The organism is Nonomuraea rosea (assembly GCF_039539705.1).
GTDB classification, from domain to species: Bacteria; Actinomycetota; Actinomycetes; order Streptosporangiales; family Streptosporangiaceae; genus Nonomuraea; species Nonomuraea rosea.
This window is the reverse complement of the sequence record NZ_BAABDQ010000042.1, coordinates 63,641-77,998: the sequence shown is the minus strand read 5'-3', so window position 1 is coordinate 77,998 and position 14,358 is coordinate 63,641. Positions and strand designations below refer to the sequence as shown.

Below are 14,358 nucleotides of genomic sequence, written 5' to 3'. Positions count from 1 at the left end.
CTTCAGCGGGCCGTCTTGATGCGGGCGACGCTGGTGTTGTCGCGCTGAGCCGGGTCAAGACGGCTGGAGGTGACGTGCGCGGTGACCGGCAGCGACGGGCCGGCGTCGCGGGCGACGTTGATCCGGGCCGAGATCCGTACCGGCCTGCCGGGGTGGACGGCGCCGACCGTACAGGTGGCCTGCCTGCCCGTCCGCGTGCACGCGGCGCCGCTGACGGAGGCGAAGCTGCCGCCGGCCGGCACCGTGAGCGTGACCGGCACCTGGGCGGCGGCCATCAGGCCCCGCATGGTGACGGTGGCCGTGACGGAGGCGGCGGCGCCGCGCCTGACCGGCTGCGCGGGGCCGGCGAGGCGGACGGACAGGGCGTCGTAGACCCCTCGCGGGTCGGCCCGTTTCACGATCGCGCCGTAGCTTTCCGGGCTGAGGGCGTTGGCGACGGAGTTGCCGTCGGCCTCGCCGTCCTCCTTGCCCGCCGACAGCACGCCGACCAGGTCGCCGGTGCCCTTGGCGATCCACGGCCCGCCGCTGTGGCCCTGGAACAGGTGGCAGTTGCGGGTCTCCATCCGGCCTGTCGCGGCTGCGGCGGCGCGGGCGTTGACCAGGCTGCCGGTCTCGATGCCGCTGGCGCCGCCCGTCTCGAAGCTGTCGATCAGCTGGGTCTTGCCCAGGCACCAGAGCTGGTCCCGGCCGTCGTACGGCTTCCTGCCGAGGACGCCGGGGTAGCCCGTGGTGGCGATGGCGTACTTGCCGCCCTGGTTGCGCATCGGGGTGAAGGCGCCGACGGCTCCCTGGAGGGTGCCGTCGCGGTGCTTGCCCACCTCGATGAGGGCGATGTCGTAGATGGAGTTCCAGTCGCCGCCGCTCAGGCCGGTGTAGCCGTCGGGCTTCCACGCCCGCCGCCCGCCCCATCGGCCGTACGGCTCGCGCTGCCGCACGTTGGTCGCCCGGCCGTCGTAGGCGGGCACGAACGCGAAGCTGCTGTGCCACCGGCCGGTCGTGGCGCCTTCCGGCACGCTGTAGACGCAGTGGGCGGCGGTGACGATGAGCAGCCTGGCCTCGGAGCGTACGACGGAGGCGCTGCAGGAGTCGCCGCTCCCGCTGGCGTTGACGAAGAACAGCCGCCCGCTGATCCGGCTGAGCGCCGCACCCGTGTACGGCCTGCGCACGCGGGCGTAGCCGTTGGTGTCCCCGCTCGGTGTGAGCCGCTTGGCGCCGGGAACGCTGTGCCGCACCTGGGCCGCCTTCGGCCCCGGCAGCCGGGGCGGTGCGCTCGCGGGCCGGCCGCCCGGCACGCTCTGGGGCAGGTTCGCGGCCTTGGCCTTCGCCTGCTTCCCGGTGGTCCAGTAGCGCACCGCTGATCCGGGGCGCATCAGGGGCGACGACTCGGCGCCCCAGGAGGGGTGCTTCACCGGAGTCGCGGACGGCTGGTCGGCGGCGGCCGCGGGCACCGCGAGCGCGACCCCGGCCAGCGTGGCGAGGGTGGTGACCAGGGTCTTCTGCACAGTTGTCCCCCCGAGCGGATCGATGACTTTCGCTCACTGTAAGTCACCAAATGGAGACGAAGTGTAGTTTGGGATTGCGTGTCGTGATCGGCGACGTCCCGCCCGGGATGACGCCGAAGGTACGGCGGTCAGCCGGCCGCCGCGTCCCCGGTTTCGCCCGTGGGGAGGATCTCCGCCGTGCTCGCCTCTGCGGGGTCGCGGTCGAGGCGCAGCCCGCGCCAGGACGGGTGGCGCAGCCGGTGGTCGCCGGTGACCTCGGCGTACTGCACCTCCCCGACCACCCGCGGCTCGACCCAGCGCGCGTCGCGGGCGTGCTCGCGCGGCACCACGTCGTCGAACGGCGGGTCGGGACGTTCCAGCGGCGTCAGGCGTTCCAGCAGGTCGCGGAGCATGGCCTGGGTGAACCCGGTGCCGACGTGCCCCACGTACAGCAGGCGCCCGCGCCGGTCGTGGGCGCCCAGCAGGAGCGACCCGATCATCCCGGAGCGCCGCCCGCCTCCCGGCCGCCATCCGCCTATCACGACCTCGACGGTGCTGACGTTCTTGACCTTGGTCCATTCGCCGCTGCGCCGGCCGGGCCGGTAGGGCGAGCTCATCCGCTTGCACACGACCCCTTCGAGCCCGAGCTGCCTGGAGGAGTCGAACGCCCGCGCCGCGTGGTCGGCGAACCAGACGGGCACCTCCCACCGGTAGCCGGGCCTGAGCGTGCTCTCCAGCAGCTCCCTGCGCTCGGTGTAGGGGCGGGAGACCGCGCTGGCGTCATCGAGGTGCAGGACGTCGAACGCCATGAACGTCACCGGCACCGACCTGACCAGCTCCGCCACCGCAGTCGGGTTGCGCTGGTGCATGCGCGGCTGCAGCGCCTCGAAGCTGGGGCGCCCGGCCTCGTCGAACGCCACGACCTCCCCGTCGATCACCGCCGCCCGGCGGCCGGTGCTGCCGGCCATGAGCTGCAGCTCGGGGTAGGCGGGGGTGATGTCCTTGCCGTTGCGCGACATCAGGCGGACGGCGCCGTTCTCGATGTACGCGAGGGCGCGCACGCCGTCCCACTTCATCTCCACGGCCCAGTCGGGGTCCTGGACGGAGGCCAGGGTGCCGAGCTGGGCCAGCATCGGCGCGTAGGCGGGCAGCCGGACCATGGTGCATGCCGTACCCCGTCCGCTTGATCGACAGTGGTGGTACGGGGTCTACAGATGGTCAAGAGGCGAGTCTTCTACCAGCTCGGCCAGATCTACACCGTGTTGCCCCAGTTCGGAGACGGTGGCGCAGTAGCCGCGCAGGTAGGTCCTGCCGTTGACCCGATGGGAGACACGCAGCAGCGGGCGATCGTCCAAGATGATCGCCTCCACCAGGATGCCGTCAGGGCCCCGCCACTGTCCCATGACGCAAGAGTAAAGGACCGGACATAATGGACATGTAACGTGAAAGCGCTCTCGTGACCTTGAGCAGGGGGAATCCGGGGCCTGATGCCGTCCGCATGCCCGGCCCGCGACACGCGAACCCGGCCGGAGTCGCTTAACGTTAGTTTTACATTACTCAAAGTTTTTCGTGGCGTGCCGCGTTATGGGGTGCTCGCCGGGGGCAGAGGTAACGACTTCAGCTTTCCCCGGCCGTGGCCATACCCCCGTGATGGCCACGGCACCGCCCCGGCAGGCCCGGTCCGGGGTGACGATGGCCGTGGAGGCGGCGTCGGCGATCTGCCGCCCCACGGCCGTCGCATGCTGGTGTCCCGGATGTTGGACAAAGTGAGACCTCAGGGCCGGACTCCGTAGACTGTCAGGGTGATTTCCCGTATCGACATGCGCGGTTCTCTGCCCGAGGACCTGCGCGACGTGCTGCCCCGCGCCGAGCTCGACGTAGAGGCCGCCCTGGAGAAGGTGCGGCCCATCTGCGACGACGTGCGCCATCGCGGGGCGGCAGCCGTACGGGAGCTGACCGCCAAGTTCGACGGCGTCGAGATCGCCACCACCCGCGTCCCCGCCGAGGTCCTCGAGCAGGCGCTCGCCGAGCTCGACCCCAAGATCAGGGCGGCGCTCGAAGAGTCGATCAGGCGGGCCAGGCTGGTCCACCGCGACCAGCGGCGCACCGACGCCACCACCCAGGTCGTGCCGGGCGGCACCGTGACCGAGCGGTGGGTGCCCGTCGATCGCGTGGGGCTCTACGTCCCCGGCGGCCGGGCGGTCTATCCGTCCAGCGTGGTGATGAACGTCGTCCCGGCCCAGGAGGCCGGCGTCGGCTCGCTCGCGGTGTCCAGCCCGGCGCAGAAGGCGTTCGGCGGGCTGCCGCACCCGACGATCATGGCCGCGTGCGCGCTGCTCGGCGTGGACGAGGTCTATTCGGTGGGCGGGGCGCAGGCGGTGGCCATGTTCGCCTACGGCACGGAGGAGTGCGCGCCGGCGACCATGGTGACCGGCCCGGGCAACATCTGGGTGGCGGCGGCCAAGCGGCTGCTCAAGGGCCGCATCGGCATCGACTCCGAGGCCGGCCCGACGGAGATCGCGATCCTGGCCGACGAGACGGCCGACCCGGTCCACGTCGCCGCCGACCTGATCAGTCAGGCCGAGCACGACACGATCGCCGCCGCCGTCCTGGTCACCACCAGCCCCGAGCTGGCCGACGCGGTCGAGAAGGAGCTGCCGGGGCAGGTCTCGGCGACCAAGCACTCCGAGCGCATCGCCGAGGCGCTGGGCGGCAGGCAGTCGGGCATCGTGCTGGTGAGCTCGATCGACGACGGTCTCAAGGTCGTGGACGCCTACGCGGCCGAGCACCTGGAGATCCACACCGCCGACGCGGCGGCCGTCGCCGCGCGGGTCCGCAACGCCGGGGCCGTCTTCGTCGGCCCGTACGCGCCGGTCTCGCTCGGCGACTATCTCGCGGGCTCCAACCACGTGCTGCCCACGGGCGGCTGCGCCTGCCACTCCAGCGGCCTGTCGGTGCAGTCGTTCCTGCGCGGCATCCACGTCGTCGACTACACCCGCGACGCGCTCGCGGGCGCGGCGGCCCACGTGTCGGTCCTGGCCGACGCCGAAGACCTTCCTGCCCACGGTGCCGCCATCCGCGCCCGCTTCGACTGGCAGGTTCCAGCGACCACGGAGACCTCGGACTAGTGAACCTGGACGACCTTCCCATCAGGAACGATCTCCGGGGCAAGTCGCCCTACGGCGCGCCCCAGATCGACGTTCCCGTCAGGCTCAACACCAACGAAAATCCCTACCCGCCCTCGCCCGGCCTGGTCGCCGACCTGGCCGAGGCGGTCAGGGCCACCGCCGGGGAGCTCAACCGCTACCCCGACAGGGACGCGGTGGAGCTGCGCGCCGGGCTGGCCGACTATCTCGGCCACGGCCTGACCACCGAGCAGGTGTGGGCCGCCAACGGCTCCAACGAGGTGCTCCAGCAGATCCTGCAGGCGTTCGGCGGCCACGGGCGCACCGCCATCGGGTTCGAGCCGTCCTACTCGATGCACCCGATCATCACCAGCGGCACCAGCACCGAGTGGATCAAGGCCAGCCGCGAGGCGGACTTCTCGCTCGACCCCGGCAAGGCCACGGCGGCCGTCGAGGAGCACCGGCCCGACATCGTGTTCCTGGCCTCGCCGAACAACCCGACGGGCACCGCCCAGCCGCTGGAGACGATCGAGGCCATCCTGTCGGTCGCCCCGGGGATGGTCGTGGTGGACGAGGCGTACGCGGAGTTCGCCCGTACGGGCACGCCGTCGGCGCTCACGCTGCTGCCCGCGCACCCGAGGCTGATCGTCACCAGGACGATGTCCAAGGCGTTCGCCATGGCGGGCACCCGGCTGGGCTATCTGGCCGCGCACCCCGCCGTGGTGGAGGCCCTGCTGCTCGTACGCCTGCCGTACCACCTGTCGACGCTCACCCAGACGGCGGCGCGCGTGGCGCTGCGGCATCGCGCCGAGCTGCTCGGCACCGTGGACGCGCTGCGGCGCGAGCGTGACGACACCGTCGCGTGGCTGCGGTCCAAGGGCCTGTCCGTGGCCGACTCCGACGCCAACTTCGTGCTGTTCGGGCGTTTTCCCGACCGCCACCAGGTGTGGGAGGGGCTGCTGGCGGCCGGAGTGCTCATCCGCGAGGTGGGCCCGCCAGAATGGCTGCGTGTGTCGATCGGCACCGGCGAGGAGATGGCGGCCTTCCGCGCCGCCCTGGAAGGAGTGCTGCTGTGAGCCGTGTAGGCCGCGTCGAGCGCGTGACGAAGGAGACCTCGGTCCTGGTGGAGGTCGGCCTCGACGGCACCGGCCGGGTCGAGGTGGCGACCGGGGTCGGCTTCTTCGACCACATGCTGGCCCAGCTCGGCAAGCACGGGCTGTTCGACCTGACGGTCAAGACCGAGGGCGACCTGCACATCGACGCGCACCACACGATCGAGGACACCGCGCTCGCGCTGGGCGCGGCGTTCCGCGAAGCGTTGGGCGACAAGTCGGGCATCCGGCGGTTCGGTAGTGCGTCGTGCCCGCTGGACGAGTCGCTCGCCCAGGTCACCGTGGACCTGTCGGGCCGCCCCTACCTCGTGCACTCCGAGCCCGAGACCATGGCGCCGATGATCGGCCCCGACTACGACACGACGATGACCCGCCACATCCTGGAGTCGCTCGTCGCCCAGGCCGCGATCTGCCTGCACGTGCACGTCCCCTACGGGCGCAACGCGCACCACATCGTGGAGGCCCAGTTCAAGGCGCTGGCCAGGGCGCTGCGCGAGGCGTCGGAGCTCGACCCGCGCGCCACGGGCGTGCCCAGCACCAAGGGAGTCCTATGACGGACAACCTCATGGCCGGGGTGATGGTGTTCATCGGGCTGTTCCTCGGCGGCGGCGTGTTCTCCCTGCTCAAGCAGGGGCTCAAGATCGGTGCGGCGGTCTGCGCGGTCGGCGCCGCGATGGCGATCACGGCGGGGGTGCTGTGGTGGTAGCGAAAAACGTCGTCGTGCTCGACTACGGCTCGGGCAACCTGCGCTCCGCCGAGCGGGCGCTGACCAGGGCCGGCGCCGACGTGACCGTGACGTCCGACTTCGAGGCCGCGCTCGAATGCGACGGGCTCGTCGTGCCGGGCGTCGGCGCGTTCGAGGCGTGCATCAAGGGGCTCAGGGCCGTCCGCGGCGACCAGATCATCGGCCGCCGGCTGTCCGGCGGCCGGCCGGTGCTGGGCATCTGCGTCGGCATGCAGATCCTGTTCGCCAAGGGCGTCGAGCACGGCGTGGAGAGCGAGGGCTGCGGCGAGTGGCCGGGCACGGTCGAGCGGCTCGACGCGCCGGTGCTGCCCCACATGGGCTGGAACACGGTCAAGGCGCCCCTCGACAGCGTCCTGTTCGCCGGGCTCGACTCGGCCACCCGCTTCTACTTCGTCCACTCCTACGGCGTGCGCGACTGGGAGCTGCAGCCTGGTGACGGGTTCGCCGAGCCGGTCGTGACCTGGGCCGAGCACGGCGTGCCGTTCGTGGCCGCCGCCGAGAACGGGCCGCTCATGGCCACCCAGTTCCATCCGGAGAAGTCCGGCGACGCCGGTGCCGCGCTGCTCGGAAACTGGCTCGGCACCCTGTGAGCGCCGGGCGTACCGAGGAGGCTCTGTGAGCGTCGGGCGTATCGGGGAGGCTCTGTGAGCGTCGGGCGTACGGGGGAGGCCCCATGAGCTTCGGGCGTACCGAGGAGGCCTTATGAGCAAGGAGCGGGCGCGCAGGCGGGCCGAGCGCGAGGCCGAGCGGGCGCGCGCGATGCGGGCCAACGAGGCGCGGCAGGCGCGCAAGGCGCGCCGCCGCGCCCTGGTCGCCCGGCTGGTCCCGCGTCCCGTGCGCTTCTACCGGCAGGGCGGCCTGATCGCCCGCCGGCACCGCACCCAGAACGGCCTGGTGGCGCTCGGCTTCCTGCTCGTCCAGGTGCTCGTCTGGCTGATCTGGGGAACGTTCTTCCTCAGCTTCGCCGTCTTCGTCTTCTCACTGCTGCTCGCACCCGTTGTCGTGACCCTCGCTTTCGACCGGAGGATCTGAATGTCGCTCGTATTGCTGCCCGCCGTGGATGTGGCCGACGGCCAGGCCGTACGCCTGGTCCAGGGCGAGGCCGGGACCGAGACCGGCTACGGAGAGCCGCTCGCCGCCGCGATGGCCTGGCAGGAGGCGGGCGCCGAGTGGATCCATCTCGTCGACCTCGACGCCGCCTTCGGCCGCGGCACCAACCGGGAGCTGATCGCGGAGGTCGTCGGCAAGGTCGACGTCAACGTGGAGCTGTCCGGCGGCATCCGCGACGACGACTCCCTGGCCGCCGCGCTGGCCACCGGCTGCCGCCGGGTCAACATCGGCACCTCCGCGCTGGAGAGGCCCGACTGGTGCCGGAAGGTCATCGCCGAGTACGGCGACAGGATCGCGGTCGGCCTCGACGTACGCGGCACCACGCTGGCCGCCCGCGGCTGGACCGAGGACGGGGGAGACCTGTGGGAGGTGCTCGACCGGCTGGAGTCCGACGGCTGCCCCCGCTACGTGATCACCGACGTGACCAAGGACGGCATGCTCCAGGGCCCGAACCTGGACCTCTACCGCCAGGTCTGCGCCCGTACCGACAAGCCTGTCGTGGCCAGCGGAGGCGTTTCCTCCATCGATGACCTGGTCTCACTCGCTTCTCTCGTCCCGGACGGAGTGGAGGGCGCGATCGTGGGCAGGGCCCTGTACGCTCACGCGTTCACTCTGGAAGACGCGCTGGCCGCGGTACGCGTGTAGCTTCGCCGGGAGGGGGCGAGATGAGCGTCAGCAACATCGGCATGGAAAGCACCGGTTTCCGGGTGTTTTCGGGCGGCATCTGGGAGGAGAAGTACGGCTACGCTCGCGCTGTCGTGGCGGGCGAGCGGGTGATCGTGTCCGGTTGCACGGCCACGGTCGACGGTGAGGTCCGTCACGTGGGCGACGCCTACAAGCAGAGCCTGACCGCGATCGACATCGCGCTGGAGGCCGTCCTGATGGGCGGCCTGACCCGCGAGGACGTCGTCATGGTGCGCTACTACGTGGTGGAGCAGCGCCACTTCGACCTCGCCGGCCGGGCCATCGGCGAGGTCTTCGGCAAGGTCCGCCCCGCCTGCACCGGAGTGCGGGTGGCCGGCCTGGTCGATCCCAGGATGCTGGTCGAGATCGAGATCGAGGCACTTCGAACATGACCGTGGCGGTAAGAGTCATCCCCTGTCTCGACGTGGACGCCGGCCGGGTGGTCAAGGGCGTCAACTTCGAGAACCTGCGCGACGCGGGCGATCCCGTCGAGCTGGCCAGGCGCTATGACGAGGAGGGGGCCGACGAGCTCACCTTCCTCGACATCACGGCGTCCTCCGGCGAGCGGGAGACCATGCTGGACGTGGTGCGCAGGACCGCCGAGCAGGTGTTCATCCCGCTCACGGTCGGCGGTGGCGTGCGTTCGAACGAGGACATCAACCAGCTGCTGCGGGCCGGAGCGGACAAGGTGTCGCTCAATACGGCCGCCATCGCCAGGCCCGAGCTGCTCACCGAGGCCTCGCGGCGGTTCGGCGCCCAGTGCGTCGTGCTGTCGGTGGACGCGCGGCGGGCGCCGGGCACGGCGAGCGGCTTCGAGGTGACCACGCACGGCGGGCGGCGCGGCACGGGGATCGACGCCGTGGAGTGGGCGGCGCGCGGCGAGGAGCTGGGCGTGGGCGAGATCCTGCTCAACTCCATGGACGGTGACGGGACGCTCGACGGCTACGACCTGGAGATGCTGCGGGCGGTCAGGGCGGCCGTGCGGGTGCCGGTGATCGCCAGCGGCGGCGCGGGCCGGCTGGAGGACTTCCCGCCCGCCGTGGCGGCCGGGGCCGACGCGGTGCTCGCGGCCAGCGTGTTCCACTTCGGCACGCTGAAGATCTCCGAGGTCAAGGACACGCTCCGGATGGCCGGCCACCCGGTCCGCTAGCCCGCCCGCAGGGGCAGGACGCTCCGGCGCTTCCGCCATGCGCCCCCGGCGAGGCCCGGCACGCCGGGTGCACAACCCCAGCCGGAACGGCGCGGACCCCGGGCCGGGACGGTGTGGTGCCGGCCGGAACGGTGCGGATTCCGGTCCGGGACGGGTGTGGTGCTGGCCGGAACGGTGCGGATTCCGGTCCGGAAGGGCGCGGTGTAGCCGGAACGGTGTGGCCCTTCGGCCGGGACGGTGCGGTGCCGGGCGGAACGGCGCGGGTCCGGTCCGGGGACGGTGCTGGCGGGACGGTCGTGGTCAGAAGACCCGCAGGTGGTGGAAGAGCTCGTAGGAGACGTTCTTGGCACCGAACGCCGCCGCCTCCGACCGCTTGACCGCCAGGTACGCGCTGCGCCGCAGCGGCCCGAGCGCCTCCATGAGCACCTCGTCGGCCTCCAGCGCGTCCAGCGCCTCATCCAGCGAGGCCGGCAGGCGCGGGTAGTGGCCGGGCCGGGTGTCCGGGTCCACGTCCACCGCGGCCCCGGGGTCGAGCTTGCGCCGGATCCCGTCGAGGCCCGCGTGGATGACGGCCCCCAGCGACAGGTACGGGTTGGCGGAGGAGTCCGACGGCTTCAGCTCCAGGTTCGGCTCGCCGCTCTCGCCCAGCGGGGAGCACACGCGTACCGCGGCCTCCCGGTTGTCGGGGCCGTAGACGGCGTACGCGCTGGCCCACGTACGGGGAGTCAGGCGGCGGAAGCTGTTGACGCTGCCGCAGGTCAGCGCGGTCAGGGCGGGCAGGTGGGCGATCAGGCCGCCGATGAAGCCGTCGCGCACCTCGCTCTCGTCGGCGAAGACGTTCTGGCCCTCGCGCCACAGCGACAGATGCAGGTGCGCGCCGTTGCCCGCCTGGTCGGCCAGCGGCTTGGGCGCCAGCGTGGCCCACATCTGCATGCGCATGGCCACACCGCGCACGGTCTCCCGGTAGAGGACGTGGTTGTCGGCGGCGCGCAGCGCGGGCGCGTGGCGTACCGACAGCTCCTGCTGACCGGGCCCCAGCTCGGGGTGGTAGTGCTCGACCCGCAGGCCCTGGGTCTCCAGGGCGCGGATGAGCTTGACGGTGTAGTCGTGCGCGGTGTCGAACCCCGCGTTGGCATAGCAGAGCGAGTCGTCGAGCGGCACCAGCCGGTCGGGGCCGCCCGCCGGGTCGGGCAGACGGCGGCCGAGAGTGAACTCCGGCTCGAACGCGGCGACCATCGAGTATCCCTCGGTCGCGAGCTCGGCGATCGCGTCCTTGAGAAACGTCCTGGCACACGCTCCCCACGGCGAACCGTCCGGCTGGCGGAGGTCCGACAGCATCGCGGCCGCGCCCGGGGCGTGCGGCAACGGGACGTACGTGGCGGGGTCGGGGACGATGCGTACTTCGCCCACCGGACCCATGTGCTCGACGTCCTGGAGCTGGTCGAGCATGTTCATCGCCATCATGGCCACCGTGTGCCCGATGCCCGTGTCGAGCCGTTCGGCCAGCCGGGACCGGGATGCCGCCTTGCCACGAATCACGCCACCGTGGTCGGCGTACAGGAAACGGATCAGCTCGATGCCCTCGAGCTCGGTTCGCTCGAGGATGCGCCGCGCGTTGGGATCGAGCTGATTGATCTTGGTGCCGCTAGGGCGATCTCTCATCCTGCCTGCGTAACACGATCTGGCAGCGCGGGGAAGCACCTGACGCAGACAGAACCACCCGTCAGGTCAGAACACTCGAGAAGAATACGGCCAACTGATTGGCTCCCTGAAGAATTCCGTCGAACACACCGTTGACCGCGGCGGCGGCTTGGGCCGGCCGGGTGAACAGGTAGAAGACCACGAACGCGACAGCCACGTAGGTGATCACCTTCTTGACCTGCATGGGGGGCCTCCTGCAGTCCATTCCCAGCCGTATATACCCGGATCTGGGCGATCACTGGCATCTTCTGTGAAGATGTTCATGATCCTAACCGGGGGGCTTCTTTCCTATGCCATGGTAAGGGCTAGAGCTCTGGCGTGAGCGCCTGTCGCGCCGGGATTTGCGCGATGATGACGCGCAGGAGGAGATAGGCCGGCAGGGCGATCGGCGACAGCAGGATCGTGGCGAGCAGCATAGGTGCCATGACCAGGGGATGGACGTTCTTTTCCCGGCTGTCGAGATACATCCACCGGCCCACGAACAGGTCCCAGGCGATGATCTGCGCCCACAATGCGGCGAGTGCTTCCGGGCGAGTCGCCAGGCTGACCAGACCTTCTAGTGACGGCTGTGTCACCACCGGCCAGAATTCCGCGAACAGCGGCACCATCAAGATCAGGTTGACCGCCACGGCGGGCAGCACGATCAGCGGCGAGCCGGCGATCGCCCGGGTGACCCGCCAGCCGGGCGCCAGGATCATCAGCGCCCAGAACGGCGCGGCCACGTAGAAGCTGAGATCGAACAGGAACGCGGTCATGGGGTGAGCTGCCTCCTCGGGCGGCATGCGGTCCTAAGGCCGGTAGGGCTGGAGCGGGGCGCGGTCATGCGACGAGAGCCTTTCCGCGGCGGAGTGCGACGAGCGCGCCGGTGAGTGCGGCGGCGGCCAGGGCGGCCAGTGCGGCCAGGGTCACGGCGTCCGGGTGGATCAGCGGCTGCCCGCGCAGCGCCTGCCACAGGATGAGCAGGAACAGGCCACCGTACGTGCCGCCCGCGACGAGCACCAGCCGGAGCCTGACCTGCTCCTGGCGCAGCACCGCGTAGCGCGCGGACAGGGCGGTGAGCAGCAGCGCGAACAGGGGGAGCAGTTGCAGCGCGTGCATGCCCACGAAGTGCGGCGCGCGCAGGTCGCCGCCGATCGTGCTCCAGCCCACCAGCGGCAGCCCGGTCCCGCCGTCGGCCACGCCTACGCTGTGGGCCCCGGCGAAGTCCTCCGCCCACGTCTGCCCGGGCACTCCGGTCACCATCAGGCCGCCGGAGGCGATGCCGATCGTGGAGACGATCAGGCCGAGCCGGACCGTCCAGGTGCTCACCCGGTCCGCCTGGCGATCGATGATCACGAAGAGCGCGGCGATGAGGTTGGCGAGCATGAGGACGCCGATCGTGGCCCCCATGGCGATCCAGATCCACCCGTCGAGCGCGGTGGCCTCGTTGAAGTGGCTGTGCCGGCCGCGCGCCGCCTGGAAGGCGATGAGGGCCACCTCGCCCAGGCCGGCGACGACCAGCGCCGTGCCCATCCACCAGCTCGTCCGCCCCGCCCGGTGCCGCTGTGAGAGTAACCAGGCCCAGGTGAAGGAGTAGAGGGCGAAGGAGATCGTGAACTTCATCGGCTTGATCCAGATCGGGATGCCGTCGAGCGTGCGCGGGTCGGCGACCACCAGGACCAGGAGGACGAGGCTCAGCCCGGCCATGGTGGCGGCGAAGAGCATCAGGGGACGGTGCCAGGCGATCATGGGAAGCCTCCGTTTTGGATAGTGGATAGTGCTACTTATCACTATCTATAGCTAAGCTATCCGTGTACGACAAGAGGGAGCGTGAAATACGTGCGGATGGCGGAGCTCAGTGAAACGACGGGCATCCCGGTGCCGACGATCAAGTACTACATGCGGGAGGGCCTCGTCGCTCCTGGCCGGCCCACGGGCCGCAACCAGGCTGACTACAGCGACGAGCACGTACGGAGGCTCAAGCTCGTACGGGCGCTGGTGGAGTACGGCGATCTGTCCATCGCGGTCATCCGCGACCTGATGGCCAGGATCGACAATCCGGAGCTGGAGGCGTTCGACCTGCTCGGCGCGGCGCAGAAGACCGTGACGCCGCGCAGGGAGCCGCGCTCGGGGCCGTACAAGGACCGGGCCGAGGACCGCCTGCACGAGCTGCTGGCCAGGCGCGGCTGGCGGATCAGGACCGGCGACCCCGCCTACCGCACGGCCGTCGGCGTGCTGGCCACCCTGGAGGAGGTCGGGCGCGAGGACATGCTCGACGCCCTGGACGCCTACGCCGACGCCGCGGAGCAGATCGCCGAGGCGGACCTGCGCCTGCTCGGCGGCGACGTGAGCGATCGCGAGCGCGCGGTCGAGATCGTGGTCATCGGCACCTCGGTGGGCGACACGCTGATCGCCTCGCTGCGCAGGCTGGCCCAGGCCACCGTCGGCGAGCGGCTGTACACCTAGAAAGGCTGTACACCCCCGGAAGGCGGTACGCCCAGCGACGCCGGACGCCCAGCGACGCCGGACGCTCAGCGACGCCGCGCGGCTGTGCGCCTCAGAAGGCCGCGCGGCTATACGCCGAGGGAGGCGCTGCGCAGCAGCTCGATGGACTCGGGCTCGCCGGTGAGCTCCACGCGGGCGTGCGTCTGCCGCCCGAAGCTGAACATCAGCAGCTCCGACGCCGCGCCCGTCACCTCCACCTTGGGCCCCTGGCGCCGGCCGCCGAGTGCCACGCCCCCGCCGAGCCGGTGCAGCACCACGCCCACCGGTGACTTGCGCAGCATGAGCCGGGCGCCGGCCGAGACCCGCTTCCAGACGAGCTCGTCGAGGTCGGCGGGCAGCTCGCGGGGCTCCCACGACGGCTGGGCCCGGCGCACGTCCTCGTGGTGGACGAAGTATTCGAGCGTGTTGACGGCGTCGTCGAGGAAGGGCAGCAGGCCGTAGACGCCGCCCGGCTTGCGTACGAGGCCGACCAGCTCGGGATAGGGGTGGCGGGCCTTGAGCCCGTTCTGGACCGAGGCGGTGTAGCCGGCCAGGGGCTTGAGCGCGATGCCGCCCATCGCGTCGGGCCTGCGCTCGCGCAGCACGAGGTGCGCGGCCAGGTCGTACGTGGTCCAGCCCGCGCACAGAGTCGGCGCGTCCGGGCCGAGGCGCTCGAACAGATCGCAGATCGAGGAGCGTTCGCCACGAGCATGAGTCACGCGGCCAAGCGTACCTGTGGGAATAACCCGTTGATCAGACGTGATAGGGACATAGGTAGAAATGTCAG

18 protein-coding genes are annotated in these 14,358 nt (G+C 71.1%); 10 read left to right on the top strand and 8 right to left on the bottom strand.

Going from position 1 to position 14,358, the window contains the following annotated elements; genetic code table 11:
• Positions 1-2: 2 nt before the first annotated feature.
• The 3 genes from ABEA43_RS54280 to ABEA43_RS54270 form a co-directional block, all read right to left on the bottom strand.
• Positions 3-1,502: a trypsin-like peptidase domain-containing protein gene (locus ABEA43_RS54280; protein ID WP_345574794.1), complete on the bottom strand. Its 1,500-nt coding sequence runs from the start codon at positions 1,500-1,502 to the stop codon at positions 3-5.
• Positions 1,503-1,630: 128 nt separating this feature from the next.
• Positions 1,631-2,641 carry a non-homologous end-joining DNA ligase gene (ligD, locus tag ABEA43_RS54275; protein ID WP_345574792.1) on the bottom strand — a complete coding sequence of 337 codons (1,011 nt, stop codon included), beginning with the start codon at positions 2,639-2,641 and terminating at the stop codon, positions 1,631-1,633.
• Between the two features lie 48 nt (positions 2,642-2,689).
• Positions 2,690-2,884, bottom strand: coding sequence for a hypothetical protein (locus ABEA43_RS54270; RefSeq protein WP_345574790.1), 195 nt, complete (start codon positions 2,882-2,884; stop codon positions 2,690-2,692).
• Between the two features lie 399 nt (positions 2,885-3,283).
• Between ABEA43_RS54270 and hisD the strand changes: the two genes are divergently transcribed.
• The 9 genes from hisD (at position 3,284) to hisF (ending at position 9,407) form a co-directional block, all read left to right on the top strand.
• Complete coding sequence (gene hisD, locus ABEA43_RS54265) at positions 3,284-4,609, top strand: histidinol dehydrogenase (protein WP_345574788.1); 1,326 nt, start codon at positions 3,284-3,286, stop codon at positions 4,607-4,609.
• Positions 4,609-5,682 carry a histidinol-phosphate transaminase gene (locus tag ABEA43_RS54260; protein WP_345574786.1) on the top strand — a complete coding sequence of 358 codons (1,074 nt, stop codon included), beginning with the start codon at positions 4,609-4,611 and terminating at the stop codon, positions 5,680-5,682. The genes hisD and ABEA43_RS54260 overlap by 1 nt, the downstream gene beginning before the upstream one ends.
• Positions 5,679-6,272 (top strand): imidazoleglycerol-phosphate dehydratase HisB, encoded by a 594-nt coding sequence (hisB, locus tag ABEA43_RS54255; RefSeq protein WP_345574784.1) that lies wholly within the window; start codon positions 5,679-5,681, stop codon positions 6,270-6,272. Before ABEA43_RS54260 ends, hisB begins: the two co-directional genes overlap by 4 nt.
• Positions 6,269-6,424 carry a hypothetical protein gene (locus ABEA43_RS54250; RefSeq protein ID WP_345574782.1) on the top strand — a complete coding sequence of 52 codons (156 nt, stop codon included), beginning with the start codon at positions 6,269-6,271 and terminating at the stop codon, positions 6,422-6,424. Before hisB ends, ABEA43_RS54250 begins: the two co-directional genes overlap by 4 nt.
• Positions 6,415-7,053, top strand: a complete 639-nt coding sequence (gene hisH, locus ABEA43_RS54245; RefSeq protein ID WP_345574780.1) for an imidazole glycerol phosphate synthase subunit HisH — start codon at positions 6,415-6,417, stop codon at positions 7,051-7,053. Before ABEA43_RS54250 ends, hisH begins: the two co-directional genes overlap by 10 nt.
• A gap of 112 nt (positions 7,054-7,165) precedes the next feature.
• On the top strand, positions 7,166-7,495 hold the full coding sequence (locus ABEA43_RS54240; protein WP_345574777.1) for a hypothetical protein: 330 nt from the start codon (positions 7,166-7,168) through the stop codon (positions 7,493-7,495).
• Positions 7,496-8,218 carry a bifunctional 1-(5-phosphoribosyl)-5-((5-phosphoribosylamino)methylideneamino)imidazole-4-carboxamide isomerase/phosphoribosylanthranilate isomerase PriA gene (priA, locus tag ABEA43_RS54235; protein ID WP_345574775.1) on the top strand — a complete coding sequence of 241 codons (723 nt, stop codon included), beginning with the start codon at positions 7,496-7,498 and terminating at the stop codon, positions 8,216-8,218.
• Positions 8,219-8,238: 20 nt separating this feature from the next.
• The gene (locus ABEA43_RS54230; RefSeq protein WP_345574773.1) at positions 8,239-8,649 is read left to right on the top strand and encodes a Rid family hydrolase; all 411 of its coding nucleotides are present in this window, start codon (positions 8,239-8,241) and stop codon (positions 8,647-8,649) included.
• Positions 8,646-9,407, top strand: a complete 762-nt coding sequence (hisF, locus tag ABEA43_RS54225) for an imidazole glycerol phosphate synthase subunit HisF (RefSeq protein WP_345574771.1) — start codon at positions 8,646-8,648, stop codon at positions 9,405-9,407. The genes ABEA43_RS54230 and hisF overlap by 4 nt, the downstream gene beginning before the upstream one ends.
• A gap of 300 nt (positions 9,408-9,707) precedes the next feature.
• On the opposite strand, the gene ABEA43_RS54220 is transcribed toward hisF, so the two are convergent.
• The 4 genes from ABEA43_RS54220 to ABEA43_RS54205 all read right to left on the bottom strand — a co-directional run bounded on the left by ABEA43_RS54220 (position 9,708) and on the right by ABEA43_RS54205 (position 12,836).
• Entirely contained in the window at positions 9,708-11,069 is a 1,362-nt protein-coding gene (locus ABEA43_RS54220) for a glutamine synthetase family protein (RefSeq protein ID WP_345574769.1), read from the bottom strand.
• A gap of 61 nt (positions 11,070-11,130) precedes the next feature.
• Entirely contained in the window at positions 11,131-11,292 is a 162-nt protein-coding gene (locus ABEA43_RS54215; protein ID WP_168019289.1) for a hypothetical protein, read from the bottom strand.
• A 121-nt stretch (positions 11,293-11,413) separates the two neighbouring features.
• On the bottom strand, positions 11,414-11,863 hold the full coding sequence (locus ABEA43_RS54210) for an ABA4-like family protein (RefSeq protein WP_345574764.1): 450 nt from the start codon (positions 11,861-11,863) through the stop codon (positions 11,414-11,416).
• 64 nt (positions 11,864-11,927) lie between these two features.
• Positions 11,928-12,836 carry a hypothetical protein gene (locus tag ABEA43_RS54205; protein ID WP_345574762.1) on the bottom strand — a complete coding sequence of 303 codons (909 nt, stop codon included), beginning with the start codon at positions 12,834-12,836 and terminating at the stop codon, positions 11,928-11,930.
• A gap of 81 nt (positions 12,837-12,917) precedes the next feature.
• Between ABEA43_RS54205 and ABEA43_RS54200 the strand changes: the two genes are divergently transcribed.
• Entirely contained in the window at positions 12,918-13,553 is a 636-nt protein-coding gene (locus tag ABEA43_RS54200; RefSeq protein WP_345574760.1) for a MerR family transcriptional regulator, read from the top strand.
• A gap of 107 nt (positions 13,554-13,660) precedes the next feature.
• Here ABEA43_RS54200 and ABEA43_RS54195 read toward each other — a convergent pair whose 3' ends face one another.
• On the bottom strand, positions 13,661-14,290 hold the full coding sequence (locus ABEA43_RS54195) for a TIGR03085 family metal-binding protein (RefSeq protein WP_345574758.1): 630 nt from the start codon (positions 14,288-14,290) through the stop codon (positions 13,661-13,663).
• Positions 14,291-14,358: the final 68 nt, after the last annotated feature.

Bases quoted from the DNA above. Each gene is read 5' to 3' on its own strand.
- ligD (WP_345574792.1), bottom strand. From the start codon at position 2,641: ATGGTCCGGCTGCCCGCCTACGCGCCGATGCTGGCCCAGCTCGGCACC.
- ABEA43_RS54270 (WP_345574790.1), bottom strand. From the start codon at position 2,884: ATGGGACAGTGGCGGGGCCCTGACGGCATCCTGGTGGAGGCGATCATC.
- ABEA43_RS54250 (WP_345574782.1), top strand. From the start codon at position 6,269: ATGACGGACAACCTCATGGCCGGGGTGATGGTGTTCATCGGGCTGTTC.
- ABEA43_RS54240 (WP_345574777.1), top strand. From the start codon at position 7,166: ATGAGCAAGGAGCGGGCGCGCAGGCGGGCCGAGCGCGAGGCCGAGCGG.
- priA (WP_345574775.1), top strand. From the start codon at position 7,496: ATGTCGCTCGTATTGCTGCCCGCCGTGGATGTGGCCGACGGCCAGGCC.
- ABEA43_RS54230 (WP_345574773.1), top strand. From the start codon at position 8,239: ATGAGCGTCAGCAACATCGGCATGGAAAGCACCGGTTTCCGGGTGTTT.
- hisF (WP_345574771.1), top strand. From the start codon at position 8,646: ATGACCGTGGCGGTAAGAGTCATCCCCTGTCTCGACGTGGACGCCGGC.
- ABEA43_RS54220 (WP_345574769.1), bottom strand. From the start codon at position 11,069: ATGAGAGATCGCCCTAGCGGCACCAAGATCAATCAGCTCGATCCCAAC.
- ABEA43_RS54215 (WP_168019289.1), bottom strand. From the start codon at position 11,292: ATGCAGGTCAAGAAGGTGATCACCTACGTGGCTGTCGCGTTCGTGGTC.
- ABEA43_RS54210 (WP_345574764.1), bottom strand. From the start codon at position 11,863: ATGACCGCGTTCCTGTTCGATCTCAGCTTCTACGTGGCCGCGCCGTTC.
- ABEA43_RS54205 (WP_345574762.1), bottom strand. From the start codon at position 12,836: ATGATCGCCTGGCACCGTCCCCTGATGCTCTTCGCCGCCACCATGGCC.